Raw genomic sequence first — 15,165 nt, forward strand, 5'->3', positions numbered from 1 at the left:
CGCCATGCGATAGTGTCCCAAGAAGCAAGCTCAAAGAGCGCAGCTGATTGGTTTGACACGAACCGCTAAGCAAGGGTACGTAACTTTCTCTTACCGTCTGACAAATTTTACCGAAGCTTCGTCCTGGTTCCACACGAAATTTGCGTTGTGCCCTAAGGCACGGGAAAATTGCTTCTGACTGGAACGATATTTAATTGCGACGCAGATACTCGTTCCCGAAGTCAATAAACCTCAATATCGCCTTCAGTTCATTCTACATTTATCCGCCAGCAGCATCTTCTTAAACTCGCCCACCAGATACAGGCTGCCGCAAACACATACAACACCGTCAGTGCCTGCCCCGCGGATAGCAGCATCATACGCCGTAGCAAGATTAGTCTCCGCCACAGCATTGCTGCCCACCAGCTTCGCCAAATCCGCAGCCTCCGCAGCACGCGCACCCTCATCGGCACGCACGGTATAAACAACATCATCCTGATTAATCAGCGTTTTGATAACACCGCTCATATCCTTGTCCCCCATCATACCAAAGACAAACTGCACCTGCTTGCCGGGATAATATTTATCCAAAGCATTACGCAGAGCCTTGGCACCGTCAGGGTTATGCGCACCGTCCAGAATAATATCCGGGTTCTTGTGAATGCGCTCCAAACGTCCCGGCCAAACGGTATTGGCCACGCCCACATGCAGCGCCAGCTCGTTAATGCGGTCATCCTGCTTGCTCACCAGCTTGGCAGCCACAATAGCTACGCTCGTATTCTTAATCTGATGCTCGCCCGGCAGCTTGATTTCATAATCGGAATGATAAAAATCGCCTGCATGCAGCGTAAAGGCCTGGCCCTCCATCGAGCTTTTTACCTCCGTGCCGTGAAAAGCCTTGCCGTAAAGATAAACAGGCGCTTCCTTAAACATAGCCAGGCTTACAATAGGACCAAGAGCTTCATTGCCCTCGGCAGCGGTAACCAGAGGCACCTTCTCCTTGATAATGCCTGCCTTCTGCATAGCAATGCGCTCCAGCGTTTTGCCGCAGCGGTCGGTATGGTCCAGCGCAACATTGGTAATAACGCTGACCACCGGCGTAATTACGTTGGTGGAATCCCACAGGCCGCCCATGCCTACCTCAATAACGGCGTAATCAACCTTCTGCAGATAAAAATATAAAAACGCTGCAGCCGTCAAAATCTCAAACTGCGTCGGCTGCTCGCAGACGCCCTTTTTGACAACGCTGTCAGCAGCAACCTTTACCGCAGTAATTGCCATAGCAAAATCCTCGTCGCTGATATCCTTGCCGTTGAGGTTAATGCGTTCGTTGTACTTCACCAGATGCGGGGAAGTAAACTTGCCCACCTTCAGGTTTGCTGCCAGCAAAATACTCGTAATCATGCTGGTAACAGAGCCTTTACCGTTAGTGCCGGTTACATGCACTGTTTTAATCTTTTGCTCCGGGTTTCCCAGCTCACGCAAAAGTCCTTCAATACGCTCCATACCGAGCTTAATGCCAAATTTGCCCAGGCTGTCTAAATATGCCAGGCTTTCTGTATAATTCATTGTGCTTACGCCTCCATTAATAATTAACTAACAGTTTATTATAACATAGTTTTGCGCACTGCGTCTTGCGAAAAGCACAAAAATAGCCGCTGCGTCCCCAAGGACGAGCGACTATTTTGCTAAGCGAAATACTTATACATTATATATAGCAGCTTTTAGCTGCCAATGCAAGCCTACTGCTGTAAAGGGTCGTCCCCGTATTGGTTCGGCCCCTCCGTTCCCTTGAAGAACAGAAGATAAAGGCAGAAGAAAAGGTTAACCAGCGGCACAATCAAAAGCAGCATCCACCAGCCGCATTTATCCAAATCATGCAAGCGGCGCACGCCCATCATAATATTAGCTGCCAGCTGGAATATACCAAGCACAAAAGCGACAATCGAAAAGAGAGGATCCAGAGCGCCGAAAGTATCGGCTGCAAAGGACCAAATTCCCTGCACTACAAAAAGCACAATTGACAGGAAAAAGCTTCTGTAAATATATGACTTGCGGTTCAAGCGTCCCTCAGACGTAAAGAACAGCTCCTTGAAAACAGCTTCCTTATCCGCACTGCTGTCCTTAAACAGCAGGTCCAGGCCTTCGCCAAGATTCAAAAACTTCTTGCCTGCTCTCGGCGGTGTATTATAAGCGGCAGAACCGTTATCATCATTGCTGCCAAAACGTTCATCCGCAAACTTTTGCTGATTATCGGCAGCAAAATTATTATAGGTATTTGCCTGACCATCGGTATTATGATTTACCTGCGCAGCATCAGCCTTAGCTCCCGACTCAAAATTATCATGGCTGTCGCAAATGCTTTTTTTATAGCTTGCATCGGCACCAGAAGCAGCACCGGCTGCACCAGCAGCTCCGGCAGCCGCGGCAATTCCGCCTGCTCCCTCCTGCGGCTTTTGCTCCTGCTCCAGCTTTTGTCCGCAATTCTCGCAAAATTTGGTACCTGGTTTAATTTCACTTCCGCAATTAGTACAGAATTTAGCCATTTTCATCGCCCCCTTTTTTTTATTGTAACCCAAGAAGCACTGCAATTCAAGAGAGTAAAAAGCGTACAGCGCCAAACTTTCACAGCTTGTTCGTTGTACACTTTCCTTTATATATGTTAAAATATTTTTATGGTGCTTCCATAACGGTAGGCGGTTGCCCTCTGACGCGATAAATTCAGTTTCACTGAAAATCCCGCAAGAGGGAGGTGTTACTGATGGATATACTCGAAGTTATTGCTTTGCTGAGCTTATGCATAGCTTGCATTAAATTAGGTATGGAAATCAACAAAACGCAAAAAAATAACCGCCCAGTCCTGAGAAAACTAACGGTTATTTTTTTATAACTTATCTTTTTAGGGCAACCGTCTATCGGAAGCACCATTTCTATATTTATAATAGCACAGATACAAGCTTTTGGCAAGTTTAGGCAGGCCTACTTGCCAAAGCTGCGCAAATACTCCTTCAACAAAAAAATGAGCCTATTTCTGGGTACTGACAACAATTTCATGAGAATATTTTTGGCATTTATTACAATTTCATGAGCCTATTTTGAGGTACTCACTACATTTTCATGAGGACATTTTAATATCCGCCAACTCCATACCGTACACATGCAAAAAACCGTACAGCCCCAAATCCTTGTGTGGCAAGGGGGTGTACGGTTTTGTACGGTTTTGTACGGTTTGTACGGTTTTATCAGAGAGTCTTCAGGTATTCCAGGCGCTCGTTAATCGCAGCCTTTTTACCGTTCAGCTCTTCAGCCTTAGCCTTCTCTTTTTCGATAACAGCCTCAGGTGCTTTAGCCAGGAAGCCGGCGTTGCCCAGCTTACCTTCAACACGGCTCAGCTCCTTGTCGATAGCAGCCAGCTCTTTATTCAGGCGGGCATTTTCCTTCTCGACATCAATCAGGCCTGCCAGCGGCAGATAAACCTCAATGCCTGCTACAACTGCAGCCATAGCATTTCCCGGTTTAGCAGCATTGTCAGCCAGCACAGTCAGCTCGCTGATAGCGCCCATCAGGTGTATGTAGTCGGCGTTAGCCTCAATGCCGTCCTTCAGGTCGGCAGCAACCAGCATGGTTGCCGGAACCTTCTTTCCGGGCGGTACGTTTACTTCTGCACGCATGTTACGGATAGCCTTAATGCTTTCCATAATTGCGCCCATCAGACGCTCAGCCTCGTCGTCCATCAGAGCTTCGTCAGCCTCAGGCCACTTGGAAATCATAATGCTTTCTGCTTCATGCGGCAGGCATTGGTAAATTTCCTCGGTGATGAACGGCATGTACGGATGCAGCAGTTGCATAGCGCTGGTCAGTACGGTTGCCAGAACATGCTGTGCGGTTGCACGCTCTTCGGCGTTTTCTTTATTATACAGACGCGGTTTAGCAAGCTCGATGTACCAGTCGCAAACCTCGCCCCAGATGAAGTCGTAAATCATGCGGCCTGCTTCGCCAAGCTCGAACTTCTCCAGCATTTCGGTAACGCTCTTAGCGGTGTGCTGCAGACGGGAAAGAATCCATTTATCTGCCAGAGTATACGGAGCCAGCTTAGCGTTGGCATCGTAGCCTTCCATGTTCATCAGAGCGAAACGGGAAGCGTTCCAGATCTTGTTGGCAAAGTTACGGGTTGCCTCAACGCGCTCCCAGTAGAAACGCATATCGTTGCCCGGGGTGTTGCCGGTAATCAGCATAAAGCGCAGGGTATCAGCGCCGTATTGGTCAATAACCTCCAGCGGGTCGATGCCGTTGCCAAGGGATTTGGACATCTTGCGGCCCTGGCTGTCGCGAACCAGACCATGGATAAATACCTTGTCGAACGGAATCTCATGCATGAATTCCATACCCATAATCAGCATACGTGCAACCCAGAAGAAGATGATATCGTAACCGGTTACGAGTACGCTTGTCGGATAGAATTGCTTCAGCAGCGGAGTTTTATCCGGCCAGCCCATGGTAGAGAACGGCCACAGAGCGGAGCTGAACCAGGTGTCCAGTGCATCCTCGTCCTGATGGATATGTGCGCTGCCGCATTTCGGGCAGACAGTCAAATCGGTACGGCTGGCGCTCATTTCGCCGCAGTCATCGCAGTACCATACAGGAATGCGGTGGCCCCACCAAATCTGACGGGAAATACACCAGTCACGGATGTTATCCATCCAGCCGGTATAGGTTTTGGTGAAGCGTTCCGGTACGAACTGAGTACGACCGTCTTCAACGCAATCAACAGCAGCCTTAACCAAAGGCTCCATCTTAACGAACCATTGGGTGGAAACCTGAGATTCAACAGCATGGCCGCAGCGTTGGCAGTGACCAACAGCATGGGAATGCTCTTCAACCTTAACCAGATAACCGTCAGCCTTCAAATCGGCAACAATCGCCTTACGGCATTCCTCACGAGTCATGCCTTCGTACTTGCCTGCTTCTTTAGTCATAATGCCGTCCATGCCGATAACAACGATGCTCGGCAGGTTGTGGCGGATACCCATCTCATAGTCGTTAGGATCATGGGATGGAGTAATTTTTACAGCGCCGGTACCGAATTTGGTATCAACATAGCTGTCGGCGATAATAGGAATAATTCTGTCGGTAGTCGGCAGACGCAGGGTTTTGCCAACCAAATCGCCATAACGCGGGTCTTCCGGGTTAACTGCTACAGCAGTATCGCCGGGCAGAGTTTCCGGACGGGTGGTAGCAATCATCAGGCTGCGGCCTTCTTCTTCAACTACCGGGTAGTTGATGTACCAGAGATGGCCCGGGTCATCCTTATGCTCAACCTCAATATCGCTCAGTGCGGTGTTGCAGTTTACGCACCAGTTGGTGATACGGGTGCCTTTGTAAATCAGGCCCTTTTCAAACAGAGTGCAGAAAACCTCGCGAACAGCCTTGGAGCAGCCCTCATCCATAGTGAAGCGCTTACGCTCCCAGTCGCAGGAAACGCCCAGATGCTTCAGCTGGTTGATAATGCGGTCGCCGTATTGCTCCTTCCATTCCCAAACGCGTTTCAGGAACTCTTCGCGGCCCAGGTCGTAACGAGTCTTACCTTCCTCTTTTTTGATAACCTCTTCAACCTTAATCTGGGTTGCCAGGCCTGCATGGTCGTAGCCGGGCATCCACAGGGTGTTGTGGCCCATCATGCGGTGCCAGCGGATTAAAATATCCTGCAGAGTATTATCCAGCGCATGGCCCATATGCAGCTGACCGGTGATGTTCGGTGGGGGGATAACAATACTAAAGGCGTCCTTGCCCTCTTCTACTTCGGCATGAAAATAACGATGCTCTTCCCAGAATTTATACCATTTCTTCTCTACGGAAGCAGGATCATAAACCTTAGGGATATTATGCTCTTCACACATAAAAAAATTCCTCCTTAAAATAAACAAGCCCTGTCCTTTACGGACAGGGCGAATAATCGTGGTACCACCTATCTTCCTCATGCTTTTTGCACAAGGCACTCAATGCACGTAACGTGTGCGCACGTTTTTGCCTACTGCAATGTTCAGCAAAACAGCTCCCGAGCTACACTCACCTCACCGCCACACAGCTTGCACCAACCGCTGCTTCTCTTTAGTGGCTTTACGGAGATAAGCCTCTCGTTCCTTGCCTGTAGATATTTTGTTATACTCTATATCTTAGCAAGGAACAGGTGGGATTGTCAAGAGGAGAAATAAAGCAATTATTCTCACTCCCATGTTTTTTCAGCAAGTATATTGGCTATTTCTTCTGTTGAAGGCAATTCATCAATTCCCAGCAATTTGTTTAAATCAAACACTTTAACAAATCGCGCTCCACCATACGAAGTCTTTTTATATTCCGTCTGGAAAAATTGCTCAACAAAAAAGTATTTATGCGGACATCTAAGCAAATTGTAACCATACTTTTTACCATCCTCTATAGCTTCAAGTATCGTCTGCTTACGTTCATCTGTTATTTCACCCTGTTCAGCACGATACAGTAATACATTATCTGCAAATTCAGTTACAATAACAGCATTCACCTTACCTATAGCTCTTACTGTCTTATCCGTATATAAAGCTATATATGGATAGTTTTGCGGACTGTGTGCTAACGTATCATAATAAACATTTGCTTTTTTGTTAAATTGGAATGTAGTCCCAGCACCATACATCTTCATATAAGTACTTCTAGCCGAATCTTCTTTTTCAATTACATTTTTCGTAGCAGGAAGTTCGACATTTTCGCTTTCAATTATATCTTTATCAGCAGAAAGGTTTTTATTTTCACTTTCAATTGCATTTTCTATAACGGAAAGAGTTTCACTATCACTTACAACATTACCTGCAAGAGCTTTTTGCAGCATCTGAAGATATTTTTCATCGCTAATACTCCAACAGCTAGGGTGATACAATGAAATAACATTGATTTGCTTATCTAATCGAATATAATTTTCTAACAGCCAGCGTACTCCATCTCCACAACACACTATTAATTCAGGAGAAATTAATTCTATCTCTTGGCTGATAAATTCAGCATACCGTTTTACATATTCCTCTAAAGTTTTCCATACGCAACCAACAAACCCTCCACGCTTATTCAAATTTATAACTGCAACAGAACGCAAAGCGGTATGGTCTTTATTTATCGTCTTAAAATCATCATTAAAAATAGCATTAGCCAGCATAGCAAGACGCTTAGAGAAAATCGTTTCCGGCACTTCACCATAAGCTACCCTGCGATGCCAAAACATAACAGTTTCAGCATTTTTAGTAGCCGCTTTATCATCATCGTGTTCACCATACCAATAAGCTTCTTTAGCAATAAACAAAATTCTTGGCGAACTTTTAGCAAAACTTTCTTCGTTAATTATCCCATCAGGTAAAAAAGCATTACCAGGTACATTCCCGGTAATATAGTCTGTATTAACTTCGCATTTATGTGCTAATTTCCACAGAGGCAATAATTCTTCAACACCAGAGCAAGCATTAATATGCTTCTTTTGAAATGGAAATTCAAAGTTGTTAGGGTTATTTGTGTCAGACATACCCTTAACCTCCAAAACTTATATTACGTCAATAATTCTCATTATCGCTGTCAGTGTCCTGTTTAAAATCTTCAGCATAATTATCAAAATGATAGCCATCTTCAAAAGTAGCTAAATCCGCACGATTATTAGTAATTTCTTTAGCTGCATTATAATCTGTCATCATTGATTCCACTTCGTTATAAGCTTTATAATACGCATCATTAACTAAGCTATAATCTTTTTGTTTTTTAGCTACACGCTTACTCTCATTATTATTTTCACTTAATATTCTATTAAATTCTAAAGTACGAGTTTCTTTATTATTAGGATTATAGCGATCTTTCTTCAAAGCAGACACAGCATAAGCATCTGTTTTGGCAATAGGACTAGAGCTAGGAAGCTCAGTTGCTCTAGTATTATCACAAATAGAAGAATTATCTTGCTCAGGCTTCATTTTCTTAGCAGAATCGAATGCAATCAACGCAACGAATATAATTGGCGCTAAAAAAAGAAAAATTAAACACGGACCTATTCCTGACATGAGCTATACCTCCAACAAGAATATTTTTAATTCATCTTAATTTGCATTATACTACACACGTTATGGCAAAAACGGCACAGCTACCCCAAGCTCTTTCTCCCTAGCCATCTCCCAAATCAAAGGCATATTATTACTTTCCCCTATAATATCCATTATCACTCCATGCTGACCACAAGTCATACATTTCTACATAATGTTCTTTGATAAATCCTTGTATTTTACGTACATCCAAATCATTTAACGTACCTTGCTTCATCAGTTCTGTATCGCCGTTACCTTTTACAATAAACTTTGCTGAACCCGCTTCTGAAAGTCTTTTATCACTAGCATGTACATGCATACATTCAATAATGCACTTATTTGTAAAATAAAGATAATATCCGCAAACTTTAAAATCAAAGTACTTTGGCATAATCCTTCTCCATATACTTCACATTAGCCTGATAAAGCTTGTTGACTTTATACGCTTCGATATCATCCATATTAGTTTCTACAAGCTCATGATTATAGAAATAAGCAGCATGATCAGGCTTATGCAAATTTATAACAGTTACACCCTCGCCCCTATCAATAAACGCATATCCTTGAACGATAACCTCAGCAGCATCTGCTAATTTTTGAACATCAGCCATAACGCACCTCCACTTTTTTTATCGGCGCTAAAAATTTCTTAGCATTAAAATATAAGTTATCCAGCATGGGAAGTAAATCAATATAGTCTTCAACCACACCTAACTTTTCGTGCAAACAATCAACAACAATGTATCCATATGGAGCATCCCATTCTTTAACTTTTAAATATTTCACTAACCTATCTGATGTTTTAAAACGAAAATCATAACCACCATAAGAAAAAGTCGTAAACCCATCTTTGTTGCTCAAATAAGCTGTATCTTTGTTCTCCATATTTTCACCACCTCATAAATTGCTGATCAGCTCTACTCAAATTATATCACACGAATAACTTTTTGATAACTATTTACCACTTCAAAAAGCCGCCACGCTCACGCGCAGCGGCTCACAGCAGTTCACTTATCTCACCGCCACATATACTGCTTTTCATCGGCAGCTTGTTAAGATAAGCATTTCTTTCTTAGTAAATACCATAACACCATTGCAAAGTGCAACTCAATCAAAGGATTTTCTCACAACATATGTAGTTTTGCCATCAGGAATATCCGGATTCTGCTCGAAAATAGAGCATAGTACAGACGTTAATTTATCGGTAGCAGCCTCTGACTGCATATTGATGGTGTAAACCTGATGCTGATAAACTTCCTTACCTTTGGAATTTTTAAACTTTACCTTATTGTTATGCTTGGGTCCAAGGGCATACAGATAAATAGCATGATATTTTTCATCAGGATTATTTATCTTGGAATCATTGACGAATTTACCATTGTAAGACGGATGGAATTCAAGCGTCGATGCAAAATCATCAATGTACTTAAGCATTTCCGGCGTAATTTTAGGTGTTTTCGTCACATCCTTAATGTAACTGGGATATCTGTAATATTTTCCGTCCTGAGGTTTTGCTACAACATTCTCCACCTTCTTATCGGGCTCAGGCGCAGGCTTTTTGTCCTTGGCATCATCACCGCAGCCTGCTGCCAAAAGCAGTGCTGCAACCAAGCCCGCCGCAGCCACATACTTAAATTGCTTTTTCATAATCTTCGCCTCCTTTTTTCATCTGCTTAAGCTTTTGCTTTTCTCTACGCTTATTATATGCTAGGGAACTAAAAAGCGCCCCGCCCCAAAAGCCGTTTTAGGGTAGGACGCTTAAAATTTTTATTGATTTATGCTAAAACAGGTCAATCAAATCTTTTTTTCACAACATATGTAGTTTGACCGTCAGGAATATCCGGATTCTGTTCGAAAATAGAGCATCTTACAGACTTTAATTTATCGGTAGCGGCATCTATCGTCATATTGATGCTGTAAACTTCCTGCTGATAAACTTCCTTACCTTTGGAATTTTTAAACTTTATCTTATTGTTATGATTGGGCCCAAGGGCAGACATATTGATATAGTGAGTTGTTTCTTCCGGATTCTTTATCAGGGAGGTATTGGTGAATTTGCCCTTGGAATCCGGGTGGAATTTAAGCGTCGAAGCAAAATCATCAATGTACTTAACTATTTCCGGTGTCATCTTCGGTGTTTTGGTCACATCATTAATGTAATCGGGATATCTGTAATATTTCCCGTCCTGAGGTTTTACTACAACATTCTCCACCCTCTTCTCCGGCTCAGGCGCAGGCTTCTTGTCCTTGGCATCATCTACGCAGCCCGCCGACAAAAACAGCGCAGCAATCAAACCTGCCGCAGCCAAATACTTAAAATGCTTTTTCATAATGTACGCCCCCTTTTTTACATCTGCTTAAGCTTTTTGCTTTTCTCTACGCTTATTATATGCCCGGTAACGAAAAAGCGCCCTACCCCAAAACATGTTTTAGGGTAGGACGCTTAAAATTTTTCGTTTTTTGAGCTAAAAAAGTTATTTTTCAGTGGAAATTACTTCTTCAGGCAAAAGCTCAGGCAGTTTTGCCCTTCAGCTTAAGCACTGCTGCCAGCAACAGACTTACTACAAAGCAAGCGCTGAAGAAGTACAGGGTAAAGCTGTAGCTGTGTGTGCGCTCGTAAATTACGGATAAAAGCAGCGGTCCTGCAATACCTGCCAGGCCCCACGCTGTTAAAATACGTCCGTGAATTGCGCTCAGCTGCTTGGTGCCGAACAAATCGCTCAGATATGCCGGCATGCAGGAAAAGCCGCCGCCGTAGCAGGTGATGATGATAAACACCAGCAGTTGGAACATAAAGCTTTCATTTACGCCACCCAAAAGGTAGAAGGCCACAATCTCAATCACGAAAAATGCCAGATAGGTATTTGCGCGACCAATGTAGTCGGAAATAGTGGACCACACAATACGACCACCGCCATTCAGCAAGCCGATGATGCCAACCATAGACGCCGCCGCAATCGGAGACATACCGATAACCTCCTGTGCCATAGGCGAAGCCACAGCCAAAAGACCGATACCGCAGGTGATGTTCGTAAAGAAAATCCACCACAAAGCATAAAACTGCCAGGTGTGCATAGCCTCCTTCACGGAGTACTGCACATGCTCAGGCATCTTTGCCTTAAACTGTCCTTTGCCTGCTGCAGTTTCCTGCTTAGGCGGCTCCAGATAAAGCGCGGAAGCAGTCATCACTACTGCGTAGATGCAGGCCAGAATCACAAAGTTTTCTACCAGGCCGTATTTAGCAATCAAAATCTGCATCAACGGACCTGCAACGAGGCTGGCAAAGCCAAAGCCCATAATCGCCAAGCCGGTTGCAAGACCGCGATTATTTGGGAACCACTTCACCAGTGTAGACACCGGCGTAATATAGCCTGTTCCCAGACCGATACCGCCGATAACGCCGTAAAAAAGATATAACAGCAGCAGGCTGTGCTGCGTCAGTGCATAGGCCGTACCCAGCAGACCGCTTACGAAAAAGCACATGGATATCAGACCGCTGCGGCGCGGTCCGTATTTTTCAACATACGTTCCCAAAAAGCCTGCTGAAGTTCCCAAGAACAAAATCGCCAGCGAAAAGGTCCAGGTAACCTCCTTCAGCGAAAAACCCATAGCCTGCATAATAGGCTTCGTCAGTACACTCCATGCGTATACGCTGCCAATGCTGATGTGAATGCCGATGGCTGCCAGCACGATCAGCCATCTGTTTTTTGTCTGTTGCATCATGAATACCTCTCTTTATAAGTATTACCTAGTCACCCGGGTTTTCTCTTTTGCTCCTTATAAAGAAAAAACGTCTGGGCGATTTTGCCCAGACGGTCGGCGCATACATTCATCTGCCTCCACGTGGTCAATTCCACTTATCCGTCAGGAAGCAGACTGCATTAGGTTATGACTCTATTATACACAAAATTCCGTAATTGTCAACATATAGTGTTTTGTTAATATTTTGTTACTATATAGTGTAGGAAAAAGAGTACCTTCCCCAAGGGGCACAACCCTCAGTCATCGCCTACGGCGATGCCAGCTCCCTTGCAGGGAGCATATAAAAAATTAGAGTTTCAATATATCATTATATCTTCTCTGAAAGGGAATGTGGCTGCGAGCTTTGCGAGCAGACGGAAGGGTTGCGATATATCAATTGCGATGCACATAACCCCCTTCCGCCTCACTTCGTTCGGCACCTTCCCCTATGGGGCAGGCAAGAAGGTTAAGCTAAAGCTCACACAAACACAAAAAGAGCCGAGCGAACGCGCGGCCCTTCAATACTCATCATACTAAAATTATTTCTTACGAAGATTTACAGTTGTCGTATGCTTGCAATGCGGGCAGCAAGCCTTACCACCGCCGGCATCACAGCCAATGCAGCCACCGGTTTTATGTGCCTTGATGACCTGCTTGGATGCCAAATACACACAACCAACAATAATCAGACCAATAATCCAGGTTGCCATACGAAACACCTCTTTTATTTTGCATCAATGCTCATAACCGTCTCTTTGTTATATTTCTTAGCCGGACGGAAGAGCAGATACAGAAACGCAATCAGGAAAACGACAGCCACGCCAGTACCGAAGCTGAACGCTTCACCACCGACAAGCACTCTGCCGAACTGGTAGACCATCAGGCAGATGCTGTAAGCATACAGGTTTTGGAAGAGGATAGTTGCCCAGGTCCACTTCTTGCTGTTCATCTCCTGGCTCATAGTGGAAATCGCTGCCAGGCAGGGAGAATCCAGCAGATTGAACACCAGGAAGGAGAACGCTGCAACAGTACTCGGGAAGAACGCCATAACAGCAGTCCACAAATCAGGCTCATCCTCGGCAGCCTCAGCCAGACCGGAAAGAATAGCCATCATGCTGACGATAGACTCCTTAGCCACAAAGCCGGAGAAGGCAGCAGCCACAGCCTGCCAGCTGTCAAAGCCCAGAGGAGCGAATATAGGAGCAAGACCGTTACCGATGTAAGCAACAAAGCTCTTTTCAGTATCAACCATAGCAACAGAGCCTTCATCAATACCAAAGCTTGCCAGGAACCACATAACAACGCAGCACAGGAAAATAATAGTACCGGCTTTTTTCAGGAAGCCAGCAACACGCTCCCAGGTATGCAGCAACACGTTCTTAGCAGCAGGCAGATGGTACGGCGGCAGCTCCATAACGAACGGAGCAGGATCACCGGCAAACAGCTCAGTCTTTTTCAGAATGATGCAGGCAGTAATAACAGCAAAGAAGCCTACGAAGTACATAATCGGTGCCATGTACCAGTCACCGCCCATAATAGCGCCGGAAAGCAAAGCAATAACAGGCAGCTTAGCACCACAGGGAACAAAAGTTGTAGTCATGATAGTCAGACGGCGGTCGGTTTCGTTTTCAATAGTACGGGAAGCCATAATACCCGGTACGCCGCAACCTGCGGAAATCAGCAGAGGAATGAAGCTCTTGCCGCTCATCCCGAACTGACGGAAGAAACGGTCCATAATGAAGGCTACACGCGCCATATAACCGCAGTCCTCCAAAAAGCTCAACAGCAGGAAAACAATCGCCATCTGCGGAGCAAAGCCAATCGGTGCGCCAATGCCGCCGATAATACCGTCAACAACAAGAGATACCAGCCAATCCTCACATTCGGCAGCCTCCATGTGCTCCTGCACCCAAGGCTGAATCCATTCGCCGAACAGTGTATCATTAGTAAAGTCGGTTACAACCGTACCGATAGTTTCTACAGCGATATAGTAAACCAGGAACATGATAATCGCGAAAATCGGCAAAGCCAGGAAACGATTCGTTACAATGCTGTCGATTTTATCGGAAATCGTCAGACCGGTATGGCCTTTGACAACAGCATTGCTCATCAGCTCGCCAATGTAGTTATAACGCTCGTTGGTAATAATGCTTTCGGCATCATCATCAAGTGCTTCCTCGCAGGCTGCAACGATTTCTTCAATCTTAGCCTGCTCTCCTTCGCTCAGGCCCAAAGCTTCAGCAATCTTCTTATCACGCTCAAACAGCTTGACCAGCAGCCAACGCTCGCTAATACCGTGAACCTTGTTGCCGGCTTCGCGGGCAATCGCAGTCAGAGCATCCTCAACCTCGCTGCAGAAGCGCATATATTTCGGTGCAGCACCGCCGACAGCTTTAATTGCTTTTTCGGCAGCCTCACCGGTACCTTCACCCTGCAGTGCGGAGGTTTCCACAATCTCGCAGCCAAGCTCGGCAGCCAGCTTAGCGGTATCAATCTTATCGCCGTTCTTGCGGACGATATCAATCATGTTCAAAGCAATAGTTACAGGATAACCCATCTCCATAACCTGGGTAGTCAGGTACAGGTTACGTTCGATGTTAGAGCCGTCAACCAGATTCAGCACACCATCAACATCATTTTGCAGCAAATAGTTACGAGAAACAACCTCCTCCAAAGTGTACGGGGACAAGGAGTAAATACCGGGCAGGTCGGTAATAATTACATCATCATGACCTTTAAGGCCGCCTTCTTTTTTCTCTACAGTTACGCCGGGCCAGTTACCAACATATTGGTTGGAACCTGTCAAATCATTAAACATTGTTGTTTTGCCGCAGTTAGGGTTACCAATCAGGGCAATCTTGATCTGTTTCATCTTTTCCCTCCAAATTATTCTACAACGATGTGTTCAGCCTCGCCATTACGCAAAGTCAGCTCATAGCCACGTACTGTTACCTCCACCGGATCACCCATCGGTGCAACCTTACGTACGAATACGCTCACACCTTTAGTCACGCCCATATCCATAATACGTCTTTTTACCGCACCCTCGCCAACGAGCTTAGCAACGGTAACTGTTTCACCAACAGGAACTTCTTTTAATGTTTTCATAACACCCTCCACTTGCATCAGATAAATATTTTGGCTGCCATCTGCTTGCTCAGGGCAATGCGGGCATCCTTCACATTGACAATAAGATTACCGTCAATTTCAGAAATAACAGTTACATCTGAGCCTTCTACAAAGCCCAGGTTAGCCAGAAAGCGTTTGATTTCATCCTTGCCGTGAACAGCGCTAATCTTGTTAGTCTCGCCACGACGGGCCATTAATAAAGGCATCATAATTCCCTCCAAAAAAAATG

At 45.1% G+C, this 15,165-nt stretch carries 16 protein-coding genes, 1 riboswitch and 1 other annotated feature; of the genes, 1 reads left to right on the forward strand and 15 read right to left on the reverse strand.

Going from position 1 to position 15,165, the window contains the following annotated elements; genetic code table 11:
* Positions 1-243 precede the first annotated feature (243 nt).
* Together HMPREF9443_RS01830 and HMPREF9443_RS10265 are read right to left on the reverse strand one after the other, a co-directional pair.
* A complete protein-coding gene (locus tag HMPREF9443_RS01830) occupies positions 244-1,548 on the reverse strand; it encodes a bifunctional folylpolyglutamate synthase/dihydrofolate synthase (protein ID WP_009144789.1) in 1,305 nt (434 codons plus the stop codon).
* A gap of 173 nt (positions 1,549-1,721) precedes the next feature.
* Positions 1,722-2,525 (reverse strand): DUF805 domain-containing protein, encoded by an 804-nt coding sequence (locus tag HMPREF9443_RS10265; RefSeq protein ID WP_050787090.1) that lies wholly within the window; start codon positions 2,523-2,525, stop codon positions 1,722-1,724.
* 215 nt (positions 2,526-2,740) lie between these two features.
* On the opposite strand from HMPREF9443_RS10265, the gene HMPREF9443_RS11095 reads away from it, so the two are divergent.
* On the forward strand, positions 2,741-2,869 hold the full coding sequence (locus tag HMPREF9443_RS11095; RefSeq protein WP_009144791.1) for a hypothetical protein: 129 nt from the start codon (positions 2,741-2,743) through the stop codon (positions 2,867-2,869).
* 352 nt (positions 2,870-3,221) lie between these two features.
* On the opposite strand, the gene HMPREF9443_RS01840 is transcribed toward HMPREF9443_RS11095, so the two are convergent.
* The 13 genes from HMPREF9443_RS01840 to HMPREF9443_RS01900 all read right to left on the reverse strand — a co-directional run bounded on the left by HMPREF9443_RS01840 (position 3,222) and on the right by HMPREF9443_RS01900 (position 15,142).
* On the reverse strand, positions 3,222-5,876 hold the full coding sequence (locus HMPREF9443_RS01840; protein WP_040564723.1) for a valine--tRNA ligase: 2,655 nt from the start codon (positions 5,874-5,876) through the stop codon (positions 3,222-3,224).
* 41 nt (positions 5,877-5,917) lie between these two features.
* Positions 5,918-6,130: a binding site (T-box leader), on the reverse strand.
* Between the two features lie 72 nt (positions 6,131-6,202).
* Complete coding sequence (locus HMPREF9443_RS10270) at positions 6,203-7,522, reverse strand: uracil-DNA glycosylase family protein (protein ID WP_009144793.1); 1,320 nt, start codon at positions 7,520-7,522, stop codon at positions 6,203-6,205.
* Between the two features lie 28 nt (positions 7,523-7,550).
* Positions 7,551-8,045 carry a hypothetical protein gene (locus HMPREF9443_RS01850; RefSeq protein WP_009144794.1) on the reverse strand — a complete coding sequence of 165 codons (495 nt, stop codon included), beginning with the start codon at positions 8,043-8,045 and terminating at the stop codon, positions 7,551-7,553.
* 130 nt (positions 8,046-8,175) lie between these two features.
* Positions 8,176-8,457 carry a DUF4160 domain-containing protein gene (locus HMPREF9443_RS01855; protein WP_009144795.1) on the reverse strand — a complete coding sequence of 94 codons (282 nt, stop codon included), beginning with the start codon at positions 8,455-8,457 and terminating at the stop codon, positions 8,176-8,178.
* A complete protein-coding gene (locus tag HMPREF9443_RS01860; protein ID WP_009144796.1) occupies positions 8,441-8,677 on the reverse strand; it encodes a DUF7723 family protein in 237 nt (78 codons plus the stop codon). Before HMPREF9443_RS01860 ends, HMPREF9443_RS01855 begins: the two co-directional genes overlap by 17 nt.
* Positions 8,670-8,951 (reverse strand): DUF7724 family protein, encoded by a 282-nt coding sequence (locus HMPREF9443_RS01865; protein WP_009144797.1) that lies wholly within the window; start codon positions 8,949-8,951, stop codon positions 8,670-8,672. The genes HMPREF9443_RS01860 and HMPREF9443_RS01865 overlap by 8 nt, the downstream gene beginning before the upstream one ends.
* Before the next feature lie 222 nt (positions 8,952-9,173).
* A complete protein-coding gene (locus tag HMPREF9443_RS01870; protein WP_009144798.1) occupies positions 9,174-9,713 on the reverse strand; it encodes a hypothetical protein in 540 nt (179 codons plus the stop codon).
* A gap of 143 nt (positions 9,714-9,856) precedes the next feature.
* A complete protein-coding gene (locus tag HMPREF9443_RS01875; RefSeq protein ID WP_009144799.1) occupies positions 9,857-10,396 on the reverse strand; it encodes a hypothetical protein in 540 nt (179 codons plus the stop codon).
* A 181-nt stretch (positions 10,397-10,577) separates the two neighbouring features.
* Positions 10,578-11,789 (reverse strand): L-lactate MFS transporter, encoded by a 1,212-nt coding sequence (locus HMPREF9443_RS01880; protein WP_009144800.1) that lies wholly within the window; start codon positions 11,787-11,789, stop codon positions 10,578-10,580.
* 76 nt (positions 11,790-11,865) lie between these two features.
* A riboswitch (ZMP/ZTP riboswitch) is annotated at positions 11,866-11,948 on the reverse strand.
* A gap of 398 nt (positions 11,949-12,346) precedes the next feature.
* Entirely contained in the window at positions 12,347-12,517 is a 171-nt protein-coding gene (locus tag HMPREF9443_RS10685) for a hypothetical protein (RefSeq protein ID WP_009144802.1), read from the reverse strand.
* Positions 12,518-12,531: 14 nt separating this feature from the next.
* On the reverse strand, positions 12,532-14,679 hold the full coding sequence (feoB, locus tag HMPREF9443_RS01890; RefSeq protein ID WP_009144803.1) for a ferrous iron transport protein B: 2,148 nt from the start codon (positions 14,677-14,679) through the stop codon (positions 12,532-12,534).
* A gap of 14 nt (positions 14,680-14,693) precedes the next feature.
* Positions 14,694-14,915, reverse strand: a complete 222-nt coding sequence (locus tag HMPREF9443_RS01895; RefSeq protein ID WP_040564725.1) for a FeoA family protein — start codon at positions 14,913-14,915, stop codon at positions 14,694-14,696.
* 17 nt (positions 14,916-14,932) lie between these two features.
* Positions 14,933-15,142 (reverse strand): FeoA family protein, encoded by a 210-nt coding sequence (locus HMPREF9443_RS01900; protein WP_148495308.1) that lies wholly within the window; start codon positions 15,140-15,142, stop codon positions 14,933-14,935.
* Positions 15,143-15,165 lie beyond the last annotated feature (23 nt).

It is taken from the genome of Phascolarctobacterium succinatutens YIT 12067, assembly GCF_000188175.1.
Taxonomy (GTDB): domain Bacteria; phylum Bacillota; class Negativicutes; order Acidaminococcales; family Acidaminococcaceae; genus Phascolarctobacterium_A; species Phascolarctobacterium_A succinatutens.

Excerpts from the sequence above, each read along its gene's own strand:
- HMPREF9443_RS01830 (WP_009144789.1), bottom strand. The coding sequence starts at position 1,548 with ATGAATTATACAGAAAGCCTGGCATATTTAGACAGCCTGGGCAAATTT.
- HMPREF9443_RS10265 (WP_050787090.1), bottom strand. The coding sequence starts at position 2,525 with ATGGCTAAATTCTGTACTAATTGCGGAAGTGAAATTAAACCAGGTACC.
- HMPREF9443_RS11095 (WP_009144791.1), top strand. The coding sequence starts at position 2,741 with ATGGATATACTCGAAGTTATTGCTTTGCTGAGCTTATGCATAGCTTGC.
- HMPREF9443_RS01840 (WP_040564723.1), bottom strand. The coding sequence starts at position 5,876 with ATGTGTGAAGAGCATAATATCCCTAAGGTTTATGATCCTGCTTCCGTA.
- HMPREF9443_RS10270 (WP_009144793.1), bottom strand. The coding sequence starts at position 7,522 with ATGTCTGACACAAATAACCCTAACAACTTTGAATTTCCATTTCAAAAG.
- HMPREF9443_RS01850 (WP_009144794.1), bottom strand. The coding sequence starts at position 8,045 with ATGTCAGGAATAGGTCCGTGTTTAATTTTTCTTTTTTTAGCGCCAATT.
- HMPREF9443_RS01855 (WP_009144795.1), bottom strand. The coding sequence starts at position 8,457 with ATGCCAAAGTACTTTGATTTTAAAGTTTGCGGATATTATCTTTATTTT.
- HMPREF9443_RS01860 (WP_009144796.1), bottom strand. The coding sequence starts at position 8,677 with ATGGCTGATGTTCAAAAATTAGCAGATGCTGCTGAGGTTATCGTTCAA.
- HMPREF9443_RS01865 (WP_009144797.1), bottom strand. The coding sequence starts at position 8,951 with ATGGAGAACAAAGATACAGCTTATTTGAGCAACAAAGATGGGTTTACG.
- HMPREF9443_RS01870 (WP_009144798.1), bottom strand. The coding sequence starts at position 9,713 with ATGAAAAAGCAATTTAAGTATGTGGCTGCGGCGGGCTTGGTTGCAGCA.
- HMPREF9443_RS01875 (WP_009144799.1), bottom strand. The coding sequence starts at position 10,396 with ATGAAAAAGCATTTTAAGTATTTGGCTGCGGCAGGTTTGATTGCTGCG.
- HMPREF9443_RS01880 (WP_009144800.1), bottom strand. The coding sequence starts at position 11,789 with ATGATGCAACAGACAAAAAACAGATGGCTGATCGTGCTGGCAGCCATC.
- HMPREF9443_RS10685 (WP_009144802.1), bottom strand. The coding sequence starts at position 12,517 with ATGGCAACCTGGATTATTGGTCTGATTATTGTTGGTTGTGTGTATTTG.
- feoB (WP_009144803.1), bottom strand. The coding sequence starts at position 14,679 with ATGAAACAGATCAAGATTGCCCTGATTGGTAACCCTAACTGCGGCAAA.
- HMPREF9443_RS01895 (WP_040564725.1), bottom strand. The coding sequence starts at position 14,915 with ATGAAAACATTAAAAGAAGTTCCTGTTGGTGAAACAGTTACCGTTGCT.
- HMPREF9443_RS01900 (WP_148495308.1), bottom strand. The coding sequence starts at position 15,142 with ATGCCTTTATTAATGGCCCGTCGTGGCGAGACTAACAAGATTAGCGCT.